General features: G+C 53.9%; 14 protein-coding genes. 7 read left to right on the top strand and 7 right to left on the bottom strand.

Features of this window, described 5'->3' with window-relative positions; all coding sequences use genetic code 11:
- The first annotated feature begins 2 nt into the window (after positions 1-2).
- The gene (locus BM485_15190) at positions 3-1,202 is read left to right on the top strand and encodes a peptide ABC transporter permease (protein ID OKY74152.1); all 1,200 of its coding nucleotides are present in this window, start codon (positions 3-5) and stop codon (positions 1,200-1,202) included.
- 12 nt (positions 1,203-1,214) lie between these two features.
- Here BM485_15190 and BM485_15185 read toward each other — a convergent pair whose 3' ends face one another.
- Positions 1,215-1,433, bottom strand: coding sequence for a hypothetical protein (locus BM485_15185; GenBank protein OKY74151.1), 219 nt, complete (start codon positions 1,431-1,433; stop codon positions 1,215-1,217).
- Between the two features lie 438 nt (positions 1,434-1,871).
- Between BM485_15185 and BM485_15180 the strand changes: the two genes are divergently transcribed.
- The gene (locus BM485_15180) at positions 1,872-2,300 is read left to right on the top strand and encodes a hypothetical protein (protein OKY74150.1); all 429 of its coding nucleotides are present in this window, start codon (positions 1,872-1,874) and stop codon (positions 2,298-2,300) included.
- 169 nt (positions 2,301-2,469) lie between these two features.
- On the opposite strand, the gene BM485_15175 is transcribed toward BM485_15180, so the two are convergent.
- Together BM485_15175 and BM485_15170 are read right to left on the bottom strand one after the other, a co-directional pair.
- Positions 2,470-3,171, bottom strand: coding sequence for a cytochrome C biosynthesis protein (locus BM485_15175; protein OKY74149.1), 702 nt, complete (start codon positions 3,169-3,171; stop codon positions 2,470-2,472).
- Positions 3,164-3,526, bottom strand: a complete 363-nt coding sequence (locus tag BM485_15170; GenBank protein OKY74191.1) for a hypothetical protein — start codon at positions 3,524-3,526, stop codon at positions 3,164-3,166. Before BM485_15170 ends, BM485_15175 begins: the two co-directional genes overlap by 8 nt.
- An 88-nt stretch (positions 3,527-3,614) precedes the next feature.
- Here BM485_15170 and BM485_15165 point away from each other — a divergent pair, with 88 nt between their 5' ends.
- From BM485_15165 to BM485_15145, 5 genes are all read left to right on the top strand, one after another.
- Entirely contained in the window at positions 3,615-5,069 is a 1,455-nt protein-coding gene (locus BM485_15165) for a pyruvate kinase (GenBank protein OKY74148.1), read from the top strand.
- Positions 5,070-5,144: 75 nt separating this feature from the next.
- Complete coding sequence (locus tag BM485_15160) at positions 5,145-8,225, top strand: hypothetical protein (GenBank protein ID OKY74190.1); 3,081 nt, start codon at positions 5,145-5,147, stop codon at positions 8,223-8,225.
- Between the two features lie 13 nt (positions 8,226-8,238).
- Positions 8,239-9,744, top strand: a complete 1,506-nt coding sequence (locus BM485_15155) for a single-stranded DNA-binding protein (protein ID OKY74147.1) — start codon at positions 8,239-8,241, stop codon at positions 9,742-9,744.
- Between the two features lie 90 nt (positions 9,745-9,834).
- Positions 9,835-10,983 (top strand): hypothetical protein, encoded by a 1,149-nt coding sequence (locus BM485_15150; protein OKY74146.1) that lies wholly within the window; start codon positions 9,835-9,837, stop codon positions 10,981-10,983.
- Positions 10,984-11,022: 39 nt separating this feature from the next.
- Positions 11,023-11,670 carry a hypothetical protein gene (locus BM485_15145; GenBank protein OKY74145.1) on the top strand — a complete coding sequence of 216 codons (648 nt, stop codon included), beginning with the start codon at positions 11,023-11,025 and terminating at the stop codon, positions 11,668-11,670.
- Between the two features lie 51 nt (positions 11,671-11,721).
- Here the strand turns inward: BM485_15145 and BM485_15140 are convergent, their stop codons facing one another.
- The 4 genes from BM485_15140 to BM485_15125 form a co-directional block, all read right to left on the bottom strand.
- Positions 11,722-12,270, bottom strand: coding sequence for a nitroreductase (locus tag BM485_15140; protein ID OKY74144.1), 549 nt, complete (start codon positions 12,268-12,270; stop codon positions 11,722-11,724).
- A gap of 24 nt (positions 12,271-12,294) precedes the next feature.
- On the bottom strand, positions 12,295-13,269 hold the full coding sequence (locus BM485_15135) for a delta-aminolevulinic acid dehydratase (protein OKY74143.1): 975 nt from the start codon (positions 13,267-13,269) through the stop codon (positions 12,295-12,297).
- A 234-nt stretch (positions 13,270-13,503) separates the two neighbouring features.
- On the bottom strand, positions 13,504-15,252 hold the full coding sequence (locus BM485_15130) for an AAA family ATPase (GenBank protein ID OKY74142.1): 1,749 nt from the start codon (positions 15,250-15,252) through the stop codon (positions 13,504-13,506).
- Positions 15,253-15,308: 56 nt separating this feature from the next.
- Entirely contained in the window at positions 15,309-16,709 is a 1,401-nt protein-coding gene (locus BM485_15125; GenBank protein ID OKY74141.1) for a Fis family transcriptional regulator, read from the bottom strand.
- Positions 16,710-16,745 lie beyond the last annotated feature (36 nt).

Genomic DNA, 16,745 nt, shown 5'->3' with positions numbered 1-16,745 from the left:
TCATGCGATCATCGGATATCCTGAAATTCTCCGCAAAAGCCATTGCCGGCCACAGGTTGCGCAGCTTTCTCACCACCCTGGGCATTGCCATCGGCATAGGTTCGGTGATTCTGCTCACCTCCATCGGCGAGGGTGTGCAGCAGTTTATGGTAAAGGAGTTTACCCAGTTCGGCACCAACCTGGTGGCCATCGTGCCGGGCCGCACGACAACCATGGGAATGTCGGGCGCGGTGGTCAGTAATGTCCGCCCCCTCAGCCTTGAAGACGAACGGGCATTGCAAAACATCCCGCAGATAACGGCCACGGTTCCGGTGGTCCAGGGAAACGGCGAAGTCGAGGCACGGCGCAAACAGCGACGCACCACCATTCTCGGTGTCGGCCCCTTTGCCCCGCTGGTCTGGCAGTTCAACGTAGCGGTGGGCACGTTCCTGCCGCCCGATGATCCACGGGCGGCAAGGGCTTTTGTCGTTCTGGGCAGCAAGGTGAAGGCCGAACTGTTCGGCCAGGCCAATCCCCTTGGTCAAATCGTCCGCATCGGTGGATTCCGTTACCGGGTCACCGGTGTCATGGAGTCAAAGGGGCAGATCCTCGGCTTTGACCTTGACGACGCGGTTTATATCCCCGCAGCCCGGGCCCTTGAATTGTTCAACCGCAACAGCCTGATGGAAATCGATGTTCTTTACGACAACGATGCTTCGGCCGCAAAGATTGCCGAACGGGTGAAAAAAACCATCATCGACCGGCACGGCAGCGAGGATTTCACCATCACAACCCAGGATCAGATGCTCGACGTCCTGGGCGATGTGCTGGACAAACTGACGCTGGCCGTGGCCGCGCTCGGTGGAATTTCTCTGCTGGTGGGAGGGGTGGGAATCATGACCATCATGACCATCGCCGTGCGGGATCGAACCGGCGAAATAGGATTACTGCGGGCGCTGGGTGCGACCCGCAGTAAGGTACTGCGCTTGTTTCTCATGGAGGCTGTTTTTCTTTCAGCGGCCGGGGGAACGGCGGGACTTGTGCTCGGCGGGGGAGGAGCCCGTCTTCTACATTTTGCCGTTCCGGCATTACCGACCCAAATTAGTCTTCTCTATGTCGTCCTTTCCATGACCCTGGCGGTGGCCATCGGTCTTCTTGCCGGTGTCCTGCCTGCTTTCCAGGCCGCAGACATGGACCCGCAAGAAGCGCTGCGGGCCGAATAGCGCTGCCGCTCATCACCCGCCGATGGCAACCAGCCAGCCTTTCACCATCCCGACCACGCCGTTCTGCATCATGGCGCTGACCAGACATGCCACACTCCACAGACCGATCAAGGCGCAAAGATTGAAAATTGTACCGGTGCCGACATGACATGCTGCCTCGGCAATGTCTTCATCATATTCGTCCCGTTCAACAACCGCTGTATTTACCCGATATTTATCAGTCCGTTTCATTACCGTTCCTCCTTCTGTTGAAGTGCAAGAGGTGTTGTTCATCTCTCTTGACTTTCTCTTAAAGCAGGAGCTGTGCCACAAGACGTTACACACCACACAAATCACATTAACGTATTGATAATACGAATATTATTACAAAGTGCCGCAAACCCCGAAAAAGCAGATGTGTTGCATGGACTGATGCACGCCACAGAGAGTGTCGCAGGGAATGCCACACATAAGTGTTGCAGGAGACGGGATAAAAATCCGGGTTGGCGCCGGGGTTGAAATATTGCTATTTTTGAAGTGTCTGGGTATGTTACGGGGCCCTTGCGGTTAAGGCGCGACTGGTACCCGTTTGCGAAAGATGCGGTTGGGTCCTTGTTCTGCTGAAATCCATGGCCTTCGCGGTTCTCAGCAATTTCACCAATAAAACCACAAAAAAGAGATTATGACAACATGGCACCGATAAAAAAAGGAAGCAAGGTTAAAATCTATTATACCGGCAAATTTAAAGACGGAACGGTTTTTGAAACAAACATCGGTCAGGAACCGTTACAGTTTGTTGTCGGTAAAGGCAAAGTCATCAAAGGTTTTGATCGGGCGGTCATGGGCATGGATCTCGGCCAAAGGAAAACGGTGACCCTGAAACCAGCCGAAGCATACGGCCCGCGGGATCCGGACCTGGTTTGGTCAGTGAAGGCAGATGACCTGCCGCCGGGAAGCTCCCGGGAGATCGAAGCAGAGGTTTCCTTCACCGATGCCGCGGGAAATGAGATAGCAGGACGTATCACAGCCATTGAAAATAACATGATCACCATCGACGGCAATCATCCCCTTGCCGGACGCAATCTCACCTTTGAATTGCGGATTGAGGCAATCAGCTGAAAAACAAAAGAACGGAGATTCAAGGACCTTCATTCCCCCCTGGATATTTTTTTCGGTTGATGCCGGAAGACGAACCGCGGCCGACGTGTCGCCGATGGCCTCGAGAAAGGGACTTTTCAGTCGCGGCAATGGATCTGCCGGGTTTCAGGGGCATTGGTTCAAAGGAAAATTACGGCAGGAACGGCATGGAAATAAAATAGAATCCCAGCCCAACAATGATGATACCGGCGATTTTCCGCATGACGAGCAGGGCGTTCCGCCACGCCAGGCTGCCGACTATCTGCTTCATTCCGGCACTGAACATGCCGGCCAGCACGAGGGGAAAACAATGACCGGCGGCAAAAAAGATCAACATGACGATACCGTACAGTATCTCATTCCGCAGGGTGATCAGTCCTAAAATGGGGGCAATGAAACCAAAGGTGCAGACCCCGGAAAGAAAACCATAGGCAAGGCCGAGAATCATGGCGCCTGCCGTTCCTTTCAGTTGAAAACGGCGAAGCCTGCCGCCGGCGGTGGAGCATTGCGGTGGGCCAAAAAGCGGCCAGGCGACCCAGAGAAGAATAATGCCGACAATAATCGACCAATAGGGACCCACATCACCCAGCATCCTTCCCAGCAGAGAACAGATCACGCCGATGGCGACAATGGTAATGAAAAGCCCGGAGGCAAAGAAAATCGCATATCGAGCGGCCAGACGAAGGGGCAGCACCTGATGCTGCCCGGCGACATAGGCGACGAGCAGGGGGATGGAAGCCATGTGGCAGGGACTGAGCAGAACACTTGTCATTCCCCACAGAAAGGTTGCGGGCAAGGCAAACCAAGGCCCTGACTGCATGACGTTATTGAGTGTAACGAGGAATTCATCCATAAAAAAGCTTAATCCCGCAAAAGAGCGTCAAGTTTTTCCGTGATTGTTTTTTATCGAGAAAACCCGCATGTCGCCACACCTCTTTGCCCTGTCCGTCATAAAATATCCGGGTTGGAATTGCGCTTATCTGAAATTCATTTGCCGTGTCCGTGTTTTCCCGGACATCAATAAAAATAACGGCAGCTCGCCCTGCGTCCGCCTTTTCAAGCTCAACCGGAATCGGCGCCATCATTTTACAAGGTATACATGACTTTGCGCCCAGGTCAAGCATGATAAGCGTATCCGGCACGGGAAATTTTATTTCCCGCGGATTCGCCCAGACATCAGACAATGCCGAAGAACGTGTGATGCACAGCCCGCAAGGCTGTGCATTTTGAAGGAGGCGCAAGCTCTTCCTCTTTTGTTGCCGAACTTCAGTGATAATCAAATAAAAAAATGATAGGATGACATCAAAGACACTCGCAACCGAAGACAATAATCCGACAAACAACACAACCATGCGCAAAACAAAAATCATCTGCACCATCGGACCCAGGACCTCCTCCTTTGACATGCTGAAAAAGCTCTGCGACAAGGGCATGAATATCGCCCGGCTCAACATGTCCCACGGTTCACATGAATGGCATCGCGGTGTCATTCGGTCCATCAAGCGGATCAATAAAAAATTCGGCGGCTCCATTGCCATCATGCTTGACACGAAAGGTCCGGAGGTGCGCACCGGTGACGTAAAACGCGATATCGCCCTTGCGGAGGGAGACATACTGACCCTGACCGTCAGACGCCAGGCCGAACTTGAACCCCATTGCGTCGAGGTCAGCTATGATGGATTCGTCAACGAGGTATCGGTGGACGATATCGTCCTGATTGACGGCGGCATGCTCAGCCTGAAGGTAAAGGAAATAACCCGAACCGATGTCAGGTGCGAATGCCTGGACAGCGGCATCCTGACTTCGCGACGGCACATCAATATTCGCGGCAAGAGCTCGGATCTGCCCTCGATTACCGACAAAGACTGGCAGGACATCAATTTCGCCATTGAAAACAACGTCGACTTCATCGCCCTTTCCTTTATCCGCAAGGCCGCCACCATCACGGAATTGAAGCTCTACCTGCAGGAACACAAAGCGCCCATTGATCTGCTGGCCAAAATTGAAAGCGCCGAGGCCATTCCCCATCTAGATGCAATTATCGGCGCGGCGGACGGCATCATGATTGCCCGCGGCGACCTGGGCGCAGAGCTTCCCTATGAGGAGGTGCCGCTGCTGCAGGATGAAATAATCAAGAAATGCCGGTCCGCCGGCAAACCGGTGGTGGTTGCCACCCACATGCTCGAATCGATGATCGTCAACCCGACGCCGACCAGGGCGGAAGTGACCGACATTACCCACGCCGTGCAGCATGGTGCCGATGCCATCATGCTGTCCGGGGAGACGGCAACCGGGAAATATCCGTTCAAGGCCATTGAAATAATGAATGCCGTGGCATGCAGAATCGAACAGCACATGGCGCTTGACCAGACGGTCAGGGTACAGGTAAGCGGCAAATCCAAGGAGGAGATCGCCAGAAGCGCGGCCATTCTCAACAATAATCTTCACGCCGTGGGCACCCTGGTCATCACCAGGCGCGGACTGATGGCGGTACTGCTGTCCCGCTGTCGTCCCAGTGCGCCGATTTTCGCTTTCACCAACACCACCCACGTCCGCCGCAGGCTCGGCCTATACTGGGGAATCCATGCCTTTCGGCTCAATTTCTCAAATGATCCGGAGGTCTCCATCCAGCGCTCCCTGGAACAACTGCTGCAGCGGAACATCGTCAAACAGGGCGACCGGATCATTGTCCTTTCCGATATTCTGGCCGGCGGGAAATTCATTGAGACCGTGCAGGTGAGAATCATCTGAGGTTTCTCCGGAAGATTGTGCTATGCGCAGCAATGGGATATTAATAAATTTCACCTTTTTGCCACAAAAACCGCGATGACGAACGACAAAAACATTCCCCCATTCTTCTTCGATAAAAACGACTACGACCTGCTCAATATCGTCAACGACGTTCTCAACCGGGATGAATCGCACAAGCATATCAAAAATTTACTGACGCCCTACCTCCATCCGCACGGCATAAAGGAAATGACCGCGTCCAGGGGGCTGCGCATCGCCTACGCGGTTATCCATCTGCTTGGTTCGCTCGAGGCGGGCAAGGCGACTGATCGCCAGAATGCCCTGCGTTCCTTGCGCGACGAGGTACTCTGCAGCTCCCAGGGCATGCTGCGCCGCAACACCGCCCGCGTGCTGATTGAAATCATGAAGGAACTGATCCGTTCCCAGGGCGATTATCTGCGCCAGCTCGTCCTTGCCCGTGATTTCCGCACGGCCACCTTCGGCAAGCCCGGTTTTGTCCGCAGTCTGCTGGACAAATATCACTTAATCGAGATGCCGGAGGAATGGAACCAGATCGCCTTTGACGATCATGTGCATGACGCCAACACCAAGGGCAGAAAATCACCCACTCATCTGGTGATGGACGCCTGGATCAAGGGCATTCGGCGACTGACCGTCATTTATTACAACTTTATCAATGTGGATGTGGCCGCCGAACTGTTGGAATCGGCTGAAATCATGGATATCACCGTCAGGATCGGTATCGAATTTTCCGCCGGATTCCGCGACCGCTACATCAAGCTGATCTGGGCGCCGCGCGGTTTTGCCGACAAGCAGGATTTTCTCGATTTTTTCAAAAAAGACCCGGCAAAATCTTTCATGGACGAAGGCCGCAAGGTTTCGGCCTATCAGCAGCGGTACGTGATCGAGGTCTTTCGGGAGTTCAACAACAAACATCTGCCCCTGATCAACAAAGCCTACGGCATCAACCTTCCCTCTTTTGAACGGGACGACTTCCTTTCCTTTGTCGGATCCGGCCAACCATCGCTTCTTCATCTTGCCAAATTCATCCATAATCGCATGCTGCCCGCCATGCGCAACCTGGTGGATGAATTTCGCGAGGTTTATGACCGCGCCGACCCGGAAGAACGGCTGCGTATTACCCATGCCGTTGAGATCATGAACACCCTTGATCCGGACGCGATTATCGAAAGTTTCCTGCAGCCCTCGAAAAACCTCGCCATCCACAATCCCTACGAACCGCACCAGGGACCGGATGTCCCCAGCCTTCTTCAGCTTTCCCCTGTGGAGCTTCTCGACCGGCTGAACAGCCTCAACTCCGGTTCCCGCGTCACCTTGAATCTCTGCAAACTGCGACCGGCCGATGTGCTGGAACTTCTCTATGACTGCCGGGGCAAGATCACGCATCTGGAGATTTTCAATCTCAAGGACCATACCTCCGGCCAATCGGTGCATAACGCCGAGATCAATACCCTGCAGCTGGCAATCAATCAGGGCAATGTCATCAATTTAAAAAGAGTCATCCAGAAAATCATCCGGGACGAGGAAGAAATGGTGCCGCCGTCCCCGGACAGGGAGGAAAGAAGAAAAAAGCTGACCACCATACTGCACAACATGCCCGAGCTGCATGCTTTTTACAGGAATTCCGCCCTCAAATCGCGCATCGGCAGTGATTCCACCGGCAGCTCCCGACACCGCCACGGCATGGGCCTTGTCATGAAAAACACCCTTCCGCACAGGGTCCAGCGGAAAATCCAACGCCAGCAGCAACACTCCCGCTGGCAGATTCCCGTCCGCATCACCGCCTACCTGCAGGTGACCCATATCCCGAAAACCAATACCTATACCGCGTGGAATCACGCAAACATTCCATGGGAACACAAAGATGTTTCCCTGATTCCCTCCTGCAAACTGATCCCGGCCTCTTCTGCGATGAGCTTTCACTATGAGCAGCACAGGGACTGGGTGGTGCAATCCTACTCCACCCACATGGAACCGCACGGCAACGTGGCCACCCTGGGCTGGATTCAGGCGCTGGACAACGAACTGAGCTTGACACGCAGGGATAAGGCCGCGGAGCAACGGAAAATCCCCTTGCGCTGTCTCAAAAGTCACCTGAAAAACAGCCTGAAGATATCCATCGGCTTCCTGCCCGCCTTTGCAACCTTCGCGCTTACCAAGGACTGGTGGTTTCTCGCTTATTTCGGGGCCTTTATCTGGTTCGGCATCACCGGCTTCAGAAACATCATTCAGTCCGTTCTCGGCGCCGGCGGAATCACCCGCTCCCCCATGTTGAAATGGAACGACTATGTCAGCTGGGAAAGATTGTCGGATTCGCTGTTATTTACCGGCTTTTCCGTCCCCCTGCTTGATCTGCTGGTCAAAACGATCCTGCTGGACCGGGGTTTCGGCATTACCACCGGAACAAGTCCTTTTGCCCTTTACAGTCTCATGGCGCTGGCCAACGGCATTTATATTTCAAGCCACAATATTTTTCGCGGGCTTCCCACGGCAGCGGTGTTCGGAAATTTTTTCCGCAGTATTCTTTCCATCCCCCTGGCTCTGCTCTTCAACTGGGGCCTCGGCGGTCTCATCGCAGGCGCGGGCATCGTTGCCGTTGACGCCGTGCTGCAGAAGTGGGCGGCGATCATTTCCAAGCTGGCCTCGGATTGCGTGGCCGGCGTCATCGAGGGATTGGCCGATCGTTTCAAGAATATCCGTTTCCGCGCCATGGATTATTCATCCAAAATCGGACAGGTTTTTGAAACCTACGCCACCCTGGAGACCCTTTTCCCGGAAGCGGATGTAATCTCAATGCTGGAATCCCCGAAAGAATTCTTGAAATCCATAAATGAAAAAAAACCGGATCTTGCCAAAATTCTCATTATCAACGCCCTTGACCTGCTTTACATCTGGATGTATCAACCCCGGGCGGCCGGCACACTCCACGCCATCATGAAGTCGATGTCACCGGAAGAACGACGCATCCTGGTTGCCTCCCAGCGCATCCTGGAGCAGGAAAGACAGATAAGCCAGCTTTTTGTCGATGGGGTGATCGGCAGGAAATTTTCCCACGCCCTCTCTTTTTATCTCGAACGATCCGAGGGATATCTGAAATCCATCAAACAGATGCTGGTGCGCTGTGAAAACGGTTGAGACAGGAGGAATCATGGTATCCGAGCCAGACAGCCGGGACGATATTGCCCAGCTGCTGTCCATCATTCCGCCGCAGATCAAGCAGGAAATAGAAAAGCGCGGGAGCAGCATTGATCTGATCGAAATTATCCTCGATCTCGGCCGTCCGCCGGAGATACGTTATCCGGATCGAATGGATATTTTTTCGCACTCACCTGTGACAATGGAGGACATCAATTATATCATCAGCCGGGTGGGCAGATTCAGCGACGATAACCGGGCCGGCATCCAACGCACCCTGCACCGGATTTCCGCCATCCGCAACCGGATGGGAACCATCATCGGCATCACCTGCCGGGTCGGGCGGGCACTGATCGGCACCGTGGATTTTCTCAGGGATGTGATTGAAAGCGGCAAATCGATTCTGTTGCTCGGCAGGCCCGGCGTCGGCAAAACCACCCTGCTCAGGGAATCAGCCCGTGTCATGGCCGATGATCTCGGCAAACGGGTAATCATCGTTGACACATCAAACGAGATCGGCGGCGACGGCGACATTCCGCACCCCGGTATCGGCCGGGCCAGGCGAATGCAGGTTCCTTCTTCCGCCCGCCAGCATGCCGTTATGATCGAGGCAGTGGAAAACCACATGCCGGAGGTGATCGTCATCGATGAAATCGGTACCGAAGCCGAGGCAGCGGCCGCCCGCACCATCGCGGAGCGAGGGGTGCAGCTCATTGCCACGGCTCACGGCAACACCCTTGATAATCTGCTGCAGAATCCCACCCTGGCGGATCTGGTGGGTGGCGTCCAGGCCGTCACCCTCTCCGACGAAGAGGCCAGAAGAAGGAGTACCAGAAAAACGGTGTTGGAACGCAAGGCGCCCTCCACCTTTGATGTCCTGGTGGAAATCCAGGAACGGCACAAACTGGCCGTCCATCATGAACTGGCAACGGTGGTTGACAGTCTGCTCAGAGGCCGTCCTGTCCAGCCGGAATTACGGATTCGCGACAGCCATGGGAAAGTGGAGATTGTTCCAGCCGAAAATCCTGCCATGCCTCTGCCCGGTCAAAATAAAAAAGCGAGAAAAAAGACTGTCCGCATTTTCACTTACGGCGTCAGCCGCGAACGGCTGGAACGGCTGATTGAAAAATTTGCCCTTTCCGCCACCGTTGTCAGCGACCCCAACCAGGCCGACCTGCTGCTCACCATAAAATCCCAGGAAAAACGACAGCCGCGCCGACTGCGGGAACTCCGATCCCAGGGCATTCCCCTCCACTGCCTGAAAAGCAACACCGTTATGCAACTTGAGAATTTTCTTCACTCATTTTTTGAACTGGGCACCAAAAGCAACGTGCGGGATTTTGCCCTGACCGAAACGGAAGAGGCCATAAACACGGTGATGACCGCCGGCCAGCCCGCGGAACTGACCCCGCAACCGGCAAACATCCGTGCCCTGCAACACCAGCTGGCCCAGCGCAGCGGCCTGATGACCGAAAGCAAGGGCAAAGGGGCCTTCCGCCGGGTGGTCATCTACCCATAACAGCGCAATCGATACAAGAGTGATTGCCGGAAAAACAGCCTGCCGGTAAAAATGAATGCAGATCAATCTTAATTCCAATAAAATACCCCTATGACCCTTTTCATCTTCATTTTCGTCACCCTCTACACCGTGATGCACGGCCTGATTTTCTGGGGCGTCTCGCCTCTGCTCCACGGACATCGCCGGCTGCTGATCGCCGTCTGCCTGTGGATGGCGCTGATGATTTTCGCCCCTCTCCTTATTCACCTGCTGGACGGCAACGGCAATCATCAGCAAGCCAGGGTGATGGCGTTTACCGGATACGGCTGGATGGGCTTTGCCTTTTTCACCTTCAGCATGTTTACGCTTATTGCAAGCCTGGAAATTGCCCGTTTTCTTTTTTCCTTAGCCTTTCACGATCTTCAGCGTTTTTCATTGCACGCGGCTCCGGTTTCCATCTCTGTTCTGCTCATTGCCCTGATTGCTTCCCTCTACGGCTATTTTGAAGCCGGCTCCATCCGGGTGGAAAAAATCGCCATAACAACGGAAAAACCGGGCCATGGAAGAGAAAAGCTGCGCATCATCCAGATTTCCGACCTCCATCTCGGCCTGATCCACCGGGAGAAAACAACCGGCAACATCACCCGACTGCTGGATAGGATCAAGCCGGACATGGTGGTGGCCACCGGTGACATGGTTGACGCCCAGATCGATCATTTGAACGGCGTCAGCAACTTATGGAAAATGATTGATCCGCCTCTGGGGAAATTTGCCGTTATCGGCAACCATGAAATCTATGCCGGTCTCAGCCAGAGCATAGATTTTCTCCGTCGAAGCGGCTTTATCGTGCTGCGCAATGAAAGCGCCGCTGTCGGCAACTGCATACAACTTATCGGCATCGACGATGAGCATGTCCCGGGGGGCACCAGTGACGAACGTGGCCTGCTTAAAGACAACGCATCTCCTCTTTTCACCATTTTTCTCAAACACCGGCCCACAGTCCCAGTCCCTGCCGGCGAGGGATTGTTTGACCTGCAGCTGTCGGGTCACGCCCATCGCGGCCAGATTTTCCCCTTCAACCTCTTGACCGCGCTGCATTTTCCCAGGCAGAACGGTCTTTACAGCCTCCCGGAAGGCGGCCTGCTCTATGCGAGTCGGGGTACCGGTACCTGGGGGCCGCCCATGCGGTTTCTTTCGCCTCCTGAAATTACCTTGTTTGAGATATCCTTCGCCAAACAAAGCCACGGCAACTCAAATTAGTTTTTTTCGACAAACATCACACAACCCAACGGAGTCACTATGGATATACTGCTGGATGAAACAGAGATACGCGTCCTTGGCTGTCTGCTGGAAAAAGAGATGGCAACCCCGGAATATTATCCGCTTTCCCTGAACGCCCTGGTCAACGCCTGTAACCAGAAATCAAACCGGGAGCCGGTGGTTTCCTATGACGAAACGACCGTTATGCGGGCTGTGCAGAGCCTGAAGGACAAACGTTTCGCTCGGCAAAGCGACGCCAGCCGGGTCCCGAAATATGAACAGAATTTCAGCAAGAGTAAAAACATGCTGCGCAAGGAGGCCGCCCTGCTGTGCCTGCTTCTGCTGCGCGGAGCTCAGACCGTGGGAGAACTGCGGGGCCGTTCCGACCGTCTTTATGAATTTGCCGATCTTGCCGACGTGGAAAGAACACTGGACAACCTGATTGACATGGAATTCGTCGTGCGATTGCCGAGACAGCCGGGCCGCAAGGAATCGCGTTTTGCCCATCTGCTGGGCGGCGAGGTGCAGATGGTGGACGATTATCATGAGGCAGTCGAGTCGGACAGTGGCAACAGAGGGCGAGGCAAAGACCGAATCACCGCGCTTGAGGAAGAAATCGCCGGGATCAGAACAGAGCTGAATGGGCTGAAAGAGACGTTTGAAAACTTCAAAAAACAGTTTGAATAGGCAAAAGACAGGGGGGGCTCCCGTCTTTTGCCGATGTTTTATCTTCCTGGTTTATTTGCCGCCGAACCGATCGAAGTGGGCGAAATCGTCTCCCTCTCGCCTTTTCGGCGCTGACGGCGCCTGATCCGGATAACCGACCGGAATCATGGTCACCACCTCGTACTCTTCCGGCATTGCAAGAATTTCTCTTGCCCGTTCGTGATCAAAAGCACCGGCAATCACCGAACCGAGTCCGAGGCCATGGGCGGCCAGGCACAGGTTCTGGGTGGCGAGGCCGAGATCAAACATGAACCATTCATTGAATTTGGTGACAATCTGCCCCTTGTACCAGCCGGACTTCTTCATTTGCGCGGCCATGACAAAAACGACGGGAGCCTGAGTCATTGCCGGTCCGGCCGGGTTCTTGGGACTGAGGAGCTCCCGCAACCGTTGCTTGACATCGGCGTTTCTGACGGCAATGACTTCCCAGCACTGGCTGTTGCCCCATGACGGAGCCCAGCGAACCGCATCGAGCAGTTGCCGCACCTGTTCAGGGGAGACACCGCCATCGGTGAATCTGCGGATGCTGCGCCGATCGCGGATCGCAGCCATTATGTCCATCATGCTCCTCCTTCTCCCGGCGTCCTATCCCTGCAACACTTTCGCCATTTCCTTAGCGCCGTATGTGATGATGATATCCGCGCCGGCCCGGTGGATGGAAAGCAGGGTTTCGGCCATGACCCTCTGCGGATCGATCCAGCCGCGTTCTCCCGCCGCCTTGATCATGGCATATTCGCCGCTGACATGATAGGCGGCAATCGGCAGATCGAATTCGTCGCGCAGTTTGCTGATGATATCGAGATAAGCCACTGCCGGTTTCACCATGAGGATATCCGCCCCCTCGTCAACATCAAGGGTTGCCTCGCGCAGCGCCTCCCGAGAATTTGCCGGGTCCATCTGATATCCCTGGCGGTCACCCTCCTGGGGAGCGCATTCGGCGGCATCACGGAACGGCCCGTAAAAAGCGGAGGCGTATTTGACCGCGTAGGACATGATGGGCACCATTTCGAAGTTATTTTCATCAAGCGTGCCGCGGATTTCCGCCACCCGACCGTCCATCATATCGGACGGGGCGACGATATCGGCCCCGGCCTTGGCGTGGGAAAGAGCAACCTTGCCGAGAATCTCCAGGGTCGCATCGTTATCCACCTGTTTGTTTAAAATGACGCCGCAATGGCCGTGGCTGGTATACTCACAGAGGCAGACGTCGGTGGTGATCATCAGTTCCGGAGCCTTGTTTTTCAGCTCCTTGATGGCACGCTGGATGATGCCGTCCTTGGCATGGGCGCCGGATCCAACCGGATCCTTGGCCTCGGGAAGACCAAACAGAATGACGTGATTCAACCCCAGGCCCAGAATCTCCTTGGCCTCCTTGCCGAGCTGGTCAACCGACATGCGGAAAACACCGGGCATGGAAGAAATCTCTTGCCGCACACCCTTGCCGGGCATGACAAAAAGCGGATAGATAAACTGCTCGGGAGACAGGCGCGTTTCCCGGATCAGGGAGCGCAGCTGGGGATTCCGCCGAAATCTGCGGGGACGATAATCAGGAAAAATCATATAATTCCCTCCGGATACAATAGGTCAATGTTATTGGTTTCGTAAAAAAACATTTTTATTAACCACAGAGCACACGGAGAACACAGAGAAATATTTTTTATTGCAGCGGGTTATCTCTGTGAACTCTGTGATGAATTTTTCTTTTTTACGAGTTTATCAAAATTCAAAGTTAAAATCCCATATTCCGGAATGGAAATCATCTTTCCCAAACTGGAATATGGGATTTTGCCGCAATTACAGCCGAAAAATCTCGGTCACCAGATCGTTGATAAAAATATCAGGTGTTTCAACCCCTTTAACCGTTATCAGCAGATTATCCACATTTTTTTTCTGACGGATCAGTTTCAAGCCGTATTCAAAGACGCGAAAGATCGTTTCGCAGCGCTCAATCACCCCGACATCGTTCCACCCTTCTTTTGCCACAATCCGGTCGATCGCTTCATCGTCAAATGAAATGGGCAGGCCGTATTCACCTGAGACATGTTCGGCGCATTCCCGAATATGACGGACAAGGGCGATAAACTCATTGCACACATCCCGGGGATCACGGATCTCCTCCTGACAGCGAAGGGCTATCATCTCTATGCGATGCTCAGACGACGTCATATCATACGCCTGAAGCAGCCTCTCCTGTTTCCCATGGATAAAGCGGACAATCCGCTCAAACTCATCGGCAACCAGCTCATAGTAACGCGAACGGTGCTTCTGCTGCGTTTTTTCCTGCCGCAGCAATTTCGTCAGTTCATGGCCGGGGTTCACCACAATTTCCGGGGTAACGACAAGATAACGTATCTCGGTTGAAGGCAGACTTTTTTCAAAATGGAGAAGAAGATGTTCCATGACGCTGACAAGCCCCCGGGCGCCGGTCCGTTCCCGCACCGCCCGCGCCGCAATCAGACGAAGCGCTTCCTCCTCGAACTGCAGATGAATTTTATAGGAGGCGAAATCCTGCTTTTTCGCCACCACGACCGGACTGTTGGGGTTGATGAGGATCTCGAACAGATCATCCTCGCTCAACTCATCAAGCACGGCAATGACCGGCAACCTGCCGACAAACTCGCTCTCGAAACCGAATTCAATGAGGTCTTCCGCCTTCACCTGCCGGAAAAGCCGCGCATCTTCCTTGATGGATGTTACCGGTTTTTCAAAACCGATGGACTGCTGCTGCACCCTTTTTTTAATATTCTTTTCCAGCCCGGCAAATGCGCCACTCATGATAAAGAGGATATTGCGGGTATTGACCACCCTTTTTTCCCGTTTGCCGGTGGCGCGGTAATGCTCCATGGCTTCGAGCTGAGAAATGGGGTCATGGGCGACCTTCATTTCCACCTCGGTTTCCTCCATGGGCTTCAGAAAAGCCCGCTGCACCCCGGAACGAGAGACGTCCGCCCCGATGCGGTAGGGAGATGAGGCGATTTTATCAATTTCATCCACGTAAATAATACCGAATTGGGCCCTGTCGATGTCGCCGTCCGCCTCGCGAACCAGATCACGGACCAGATCATCGACATCTCCACCCACATAGCCGGTTTCGCTGAACTTTGTCGCGTCACCCTTGACAAAGGGCACGCCGATATGGCGGGCAATCAACTTGATGAGGTAAGTCTTGCCGACCCCGGTGGGACCGATGAGCAGCACGTTGCTTTTGATACGACCGGTCTGCCCCCCCGTTGCTCTTTCCCGGTCATGACGGATGCGGTTGAAATGGGTGCATATCTTGGTGGCAAGAATGGCCTTGGCCTCATCCTGACGGATCACATATTCATCAAGATAAGCGGCCAGCTCCTCGGGCTTGAGGTCGAAATGGAACGCCGGCTTCTTTGCCGGAATTTTCATTTTCCTTTCCCCCTCCCTTTCAGGATTGGGAAAGAGACTGGCGGAAACGATTTTGACCTGTCCGCCGTATTTGCGGCTCAGATAGTCGGCGATTTCTTTTTCCAGTTCTTTCTGGTTGGGCAGGTGGGGGAGGTTGTCGTCAGCCATTATTCTCCATGCTCTCTAAAAAGAAAAAACGTTGAACCGTTCAGACGATTATACTATCAATTTTCACCTTTGACTTCAATACCCAGCGCTTTTAACTTCTTGTGTAAATGACTCCTTTCCAGCCCCACTTGTTCCGCGGTCTGGGAAATATTGCCGTCATTTTCCCGCAATTTTTCCAACAGATACTCTTTTTCAAAGATTCTTTTCGCCTCCTTGTAAGAGGCATCCAGCGTCCCGGACGGAAGGGAACCATTTTCCCCGCCATCCGCCGGCACATCCCCCTTGGGTCGGGCAATATGAGCAGGCAGCATCGGAGCGACAATATCCGCGGTTATCACACTCTGCGGCGTCATGATGGCTATCCGTTCGACAAAATTACGCAATTCGCGGACATTTCCCGGCCACTGGTGGCAGGCCATCAACTCAAGGGCATCAGCGGTAAACTCCTTGATGCCCAGTCCCTTTCGGGAGAATTCGACGAGCAACTCCTGCACCAGAATCGACAGGTCGTCAAGTCGTTCCCGCAACGGCGGCATGGTGATGGGCACGACATTAAGCCGCCAGAATAGATCCGCCCGGAAATTCCCTTTCTCTATTTCCTCTTCCAGATTCTTATTGGTGGCGGCAAGCACCCGGACATTGACGGTAATCGTTTTGCCCCCGCCCACTCTTTCAAACTTCTGCTCCTGCAGGATGCGCAGAATCTTTGCCTGGGTCTTCAGGCTCATGTCGCCGATCTCATCGAGAAAAAGGATGCCGCCGTCGGCCTGATCGAATTTTCCCCTTCTGCTGGTGACGGCACCGGTAAACGCCCCCTTTTCATGGCCGAAAAGTTCACTTTCAATCAACTCCTCGGGAATGGCGGCGCAATTCACCTCGACCATCGGCTTCTCCGACGTTTTGCATAAACGGTGGATCATCTGTGCCGCCAATTCCTTGCCCGTGCCGTGTTCTCCCCGAATAAGCACCCAGGCATCGGTGGGGGCCACCCGTTCAAGCTGCTGCCGTACCTGAATAATTGCATTGGAACTGCCGGAAAGCTTTGATTTTTTCTGGGCGCTTTCCCTGAGGATACGGTTTTCTTCCTCAAGATCGGAAAGCAGCAGGGCGTTTTTGATGGAAAGGACGATCTTGTCGTACGACGGGGGCTTTTCAATAAAATCAAAGGCGCCCATCTTCGTTGCCTGAACCGCGGTTTCTATGTTTCCGTGACCGGAAATCATGATAACTGGAAGAACGGGGTACTGCTCCTTGATGAGCGGCAGGGCCTCCATGCCGTCCATGCCGGGCATCCAGATATCAAGCAGAATCAAATCGATTTTTTCCGTCCCCAGCAGGGGAAACACCTTTTCCGCCGAATCAACGGCAAGGGGCAGGAACCCTTCATCGGACAAAATCCCGGATAAAGACTCTCTGATGCTTGCTTCATCATCAACGATCAGCACTTTTTTTGCCATATTACCTCTTTCCCAACTGATCCACGCGAGATATTC

Source organism: Desulfobulbaceae bacterium DB1, assembly GCA_001914235.1.
Classification (GTDB): domain Bacteria; phylum Desulfobacterota; class Desulfobulbia; order Desulfobulbales; family SURF-16; genus DB1.
The sequence above is the reverse complement of the archived record's forward strand: the minus strand, read 5'-3'. Positions and strand labels throughout refer to the sequence as shown.

Excerpts from the sequence above, each read along its gene's own strand:
- BM485_15135 (OKY74143.1), bottom strand. The coding sequence starts at position 13,269 with ATGATTTTTCCTGATTATCGTCCCCGCAGATTTCGGCGGAATCCCCAG.
- BM485_15125 (OKY74141.1), bottom strand. The coding sequence starts at position 16,709 with ATGGCAAAAAAAGTGCTGATCGTTGATGATGAAGCAAGCATCAGAGAG.
- BM485_15130 (OKY74142.1), bottom strand. The coding sequence starts at position 15,252 with ATGGCTGACGACAACCTCCCCCACCTGCCCAACCAGAAAGAACTGGAA.
- BM485_15155 (OKY74147.1), top strand. The coding sequence starts at position 8,239 with ATGGTATCCGAGCCAGACAGCCGGGACGATATTGCCCAGCTGCTGTCC.
- BM485_15185 (OKY74151.1), bottom strand. The coding sequence starts at position 1,433 with ATGAAACGGACTGATAAATATCGGGTAAATACAGCGGTTGTTGAACGG.
- BM485_15175 (OKY74149.1), bottom strand. The coding sequence starts at position 3,171 with ATGGATGAATTCCTCGTTACACTCAATAACGTCATGCAGTCAGGGCCT.
- BM485_15190 (OKY74152.1), top strand. The coding sequence starts at position 3 with ATGCGATCATCGGATATCCTGAAATTCTCCGCAAAAGCCATTGCCGGC.
- BM485_15140 (OKY74144.1), bottom strand. The coding sequence starts at position 12,270 with ATGGACATAATGGCTGCGATCCGCGATCGGCGCAGCATCCGCAGATTC.
- BM485_15165 (OKY74148.1), top strand. The coding sequence starts at position 3,615 with ATGACATCAAAGACACTCGCAACCGAAGACAATAATCCGACAAACAAC.
- BM485_15180 (OKY74150.1), top strand. The coding sequence starts at position 1,872 with ATGGCACCGATAAAAAAAGGAAGCAAGGTTAAAATCTATTATACCGGC.
- BM485_15150 (OKY74146.1), top strand. The coding sequence starts at position 9,835 with ATGACCCTTTTCATCTTCATTTTCGTCACCCTCTACACCGTGATGCAC.
- BM485_15145 (OKY74145.1), top strand. The coding sequence starts at position 11,023 with ATGGATATACTGCTGGATGAAACAGAGATACGCGTCCTTGGCTGTCTG.
- BM485_15160 (OKY74190.1), top strand. The coding sequence starts at position 5,145 with ATGACGAACGACAAAAACATTCCCCCATTCTTCTTCGATAAAAACGAC.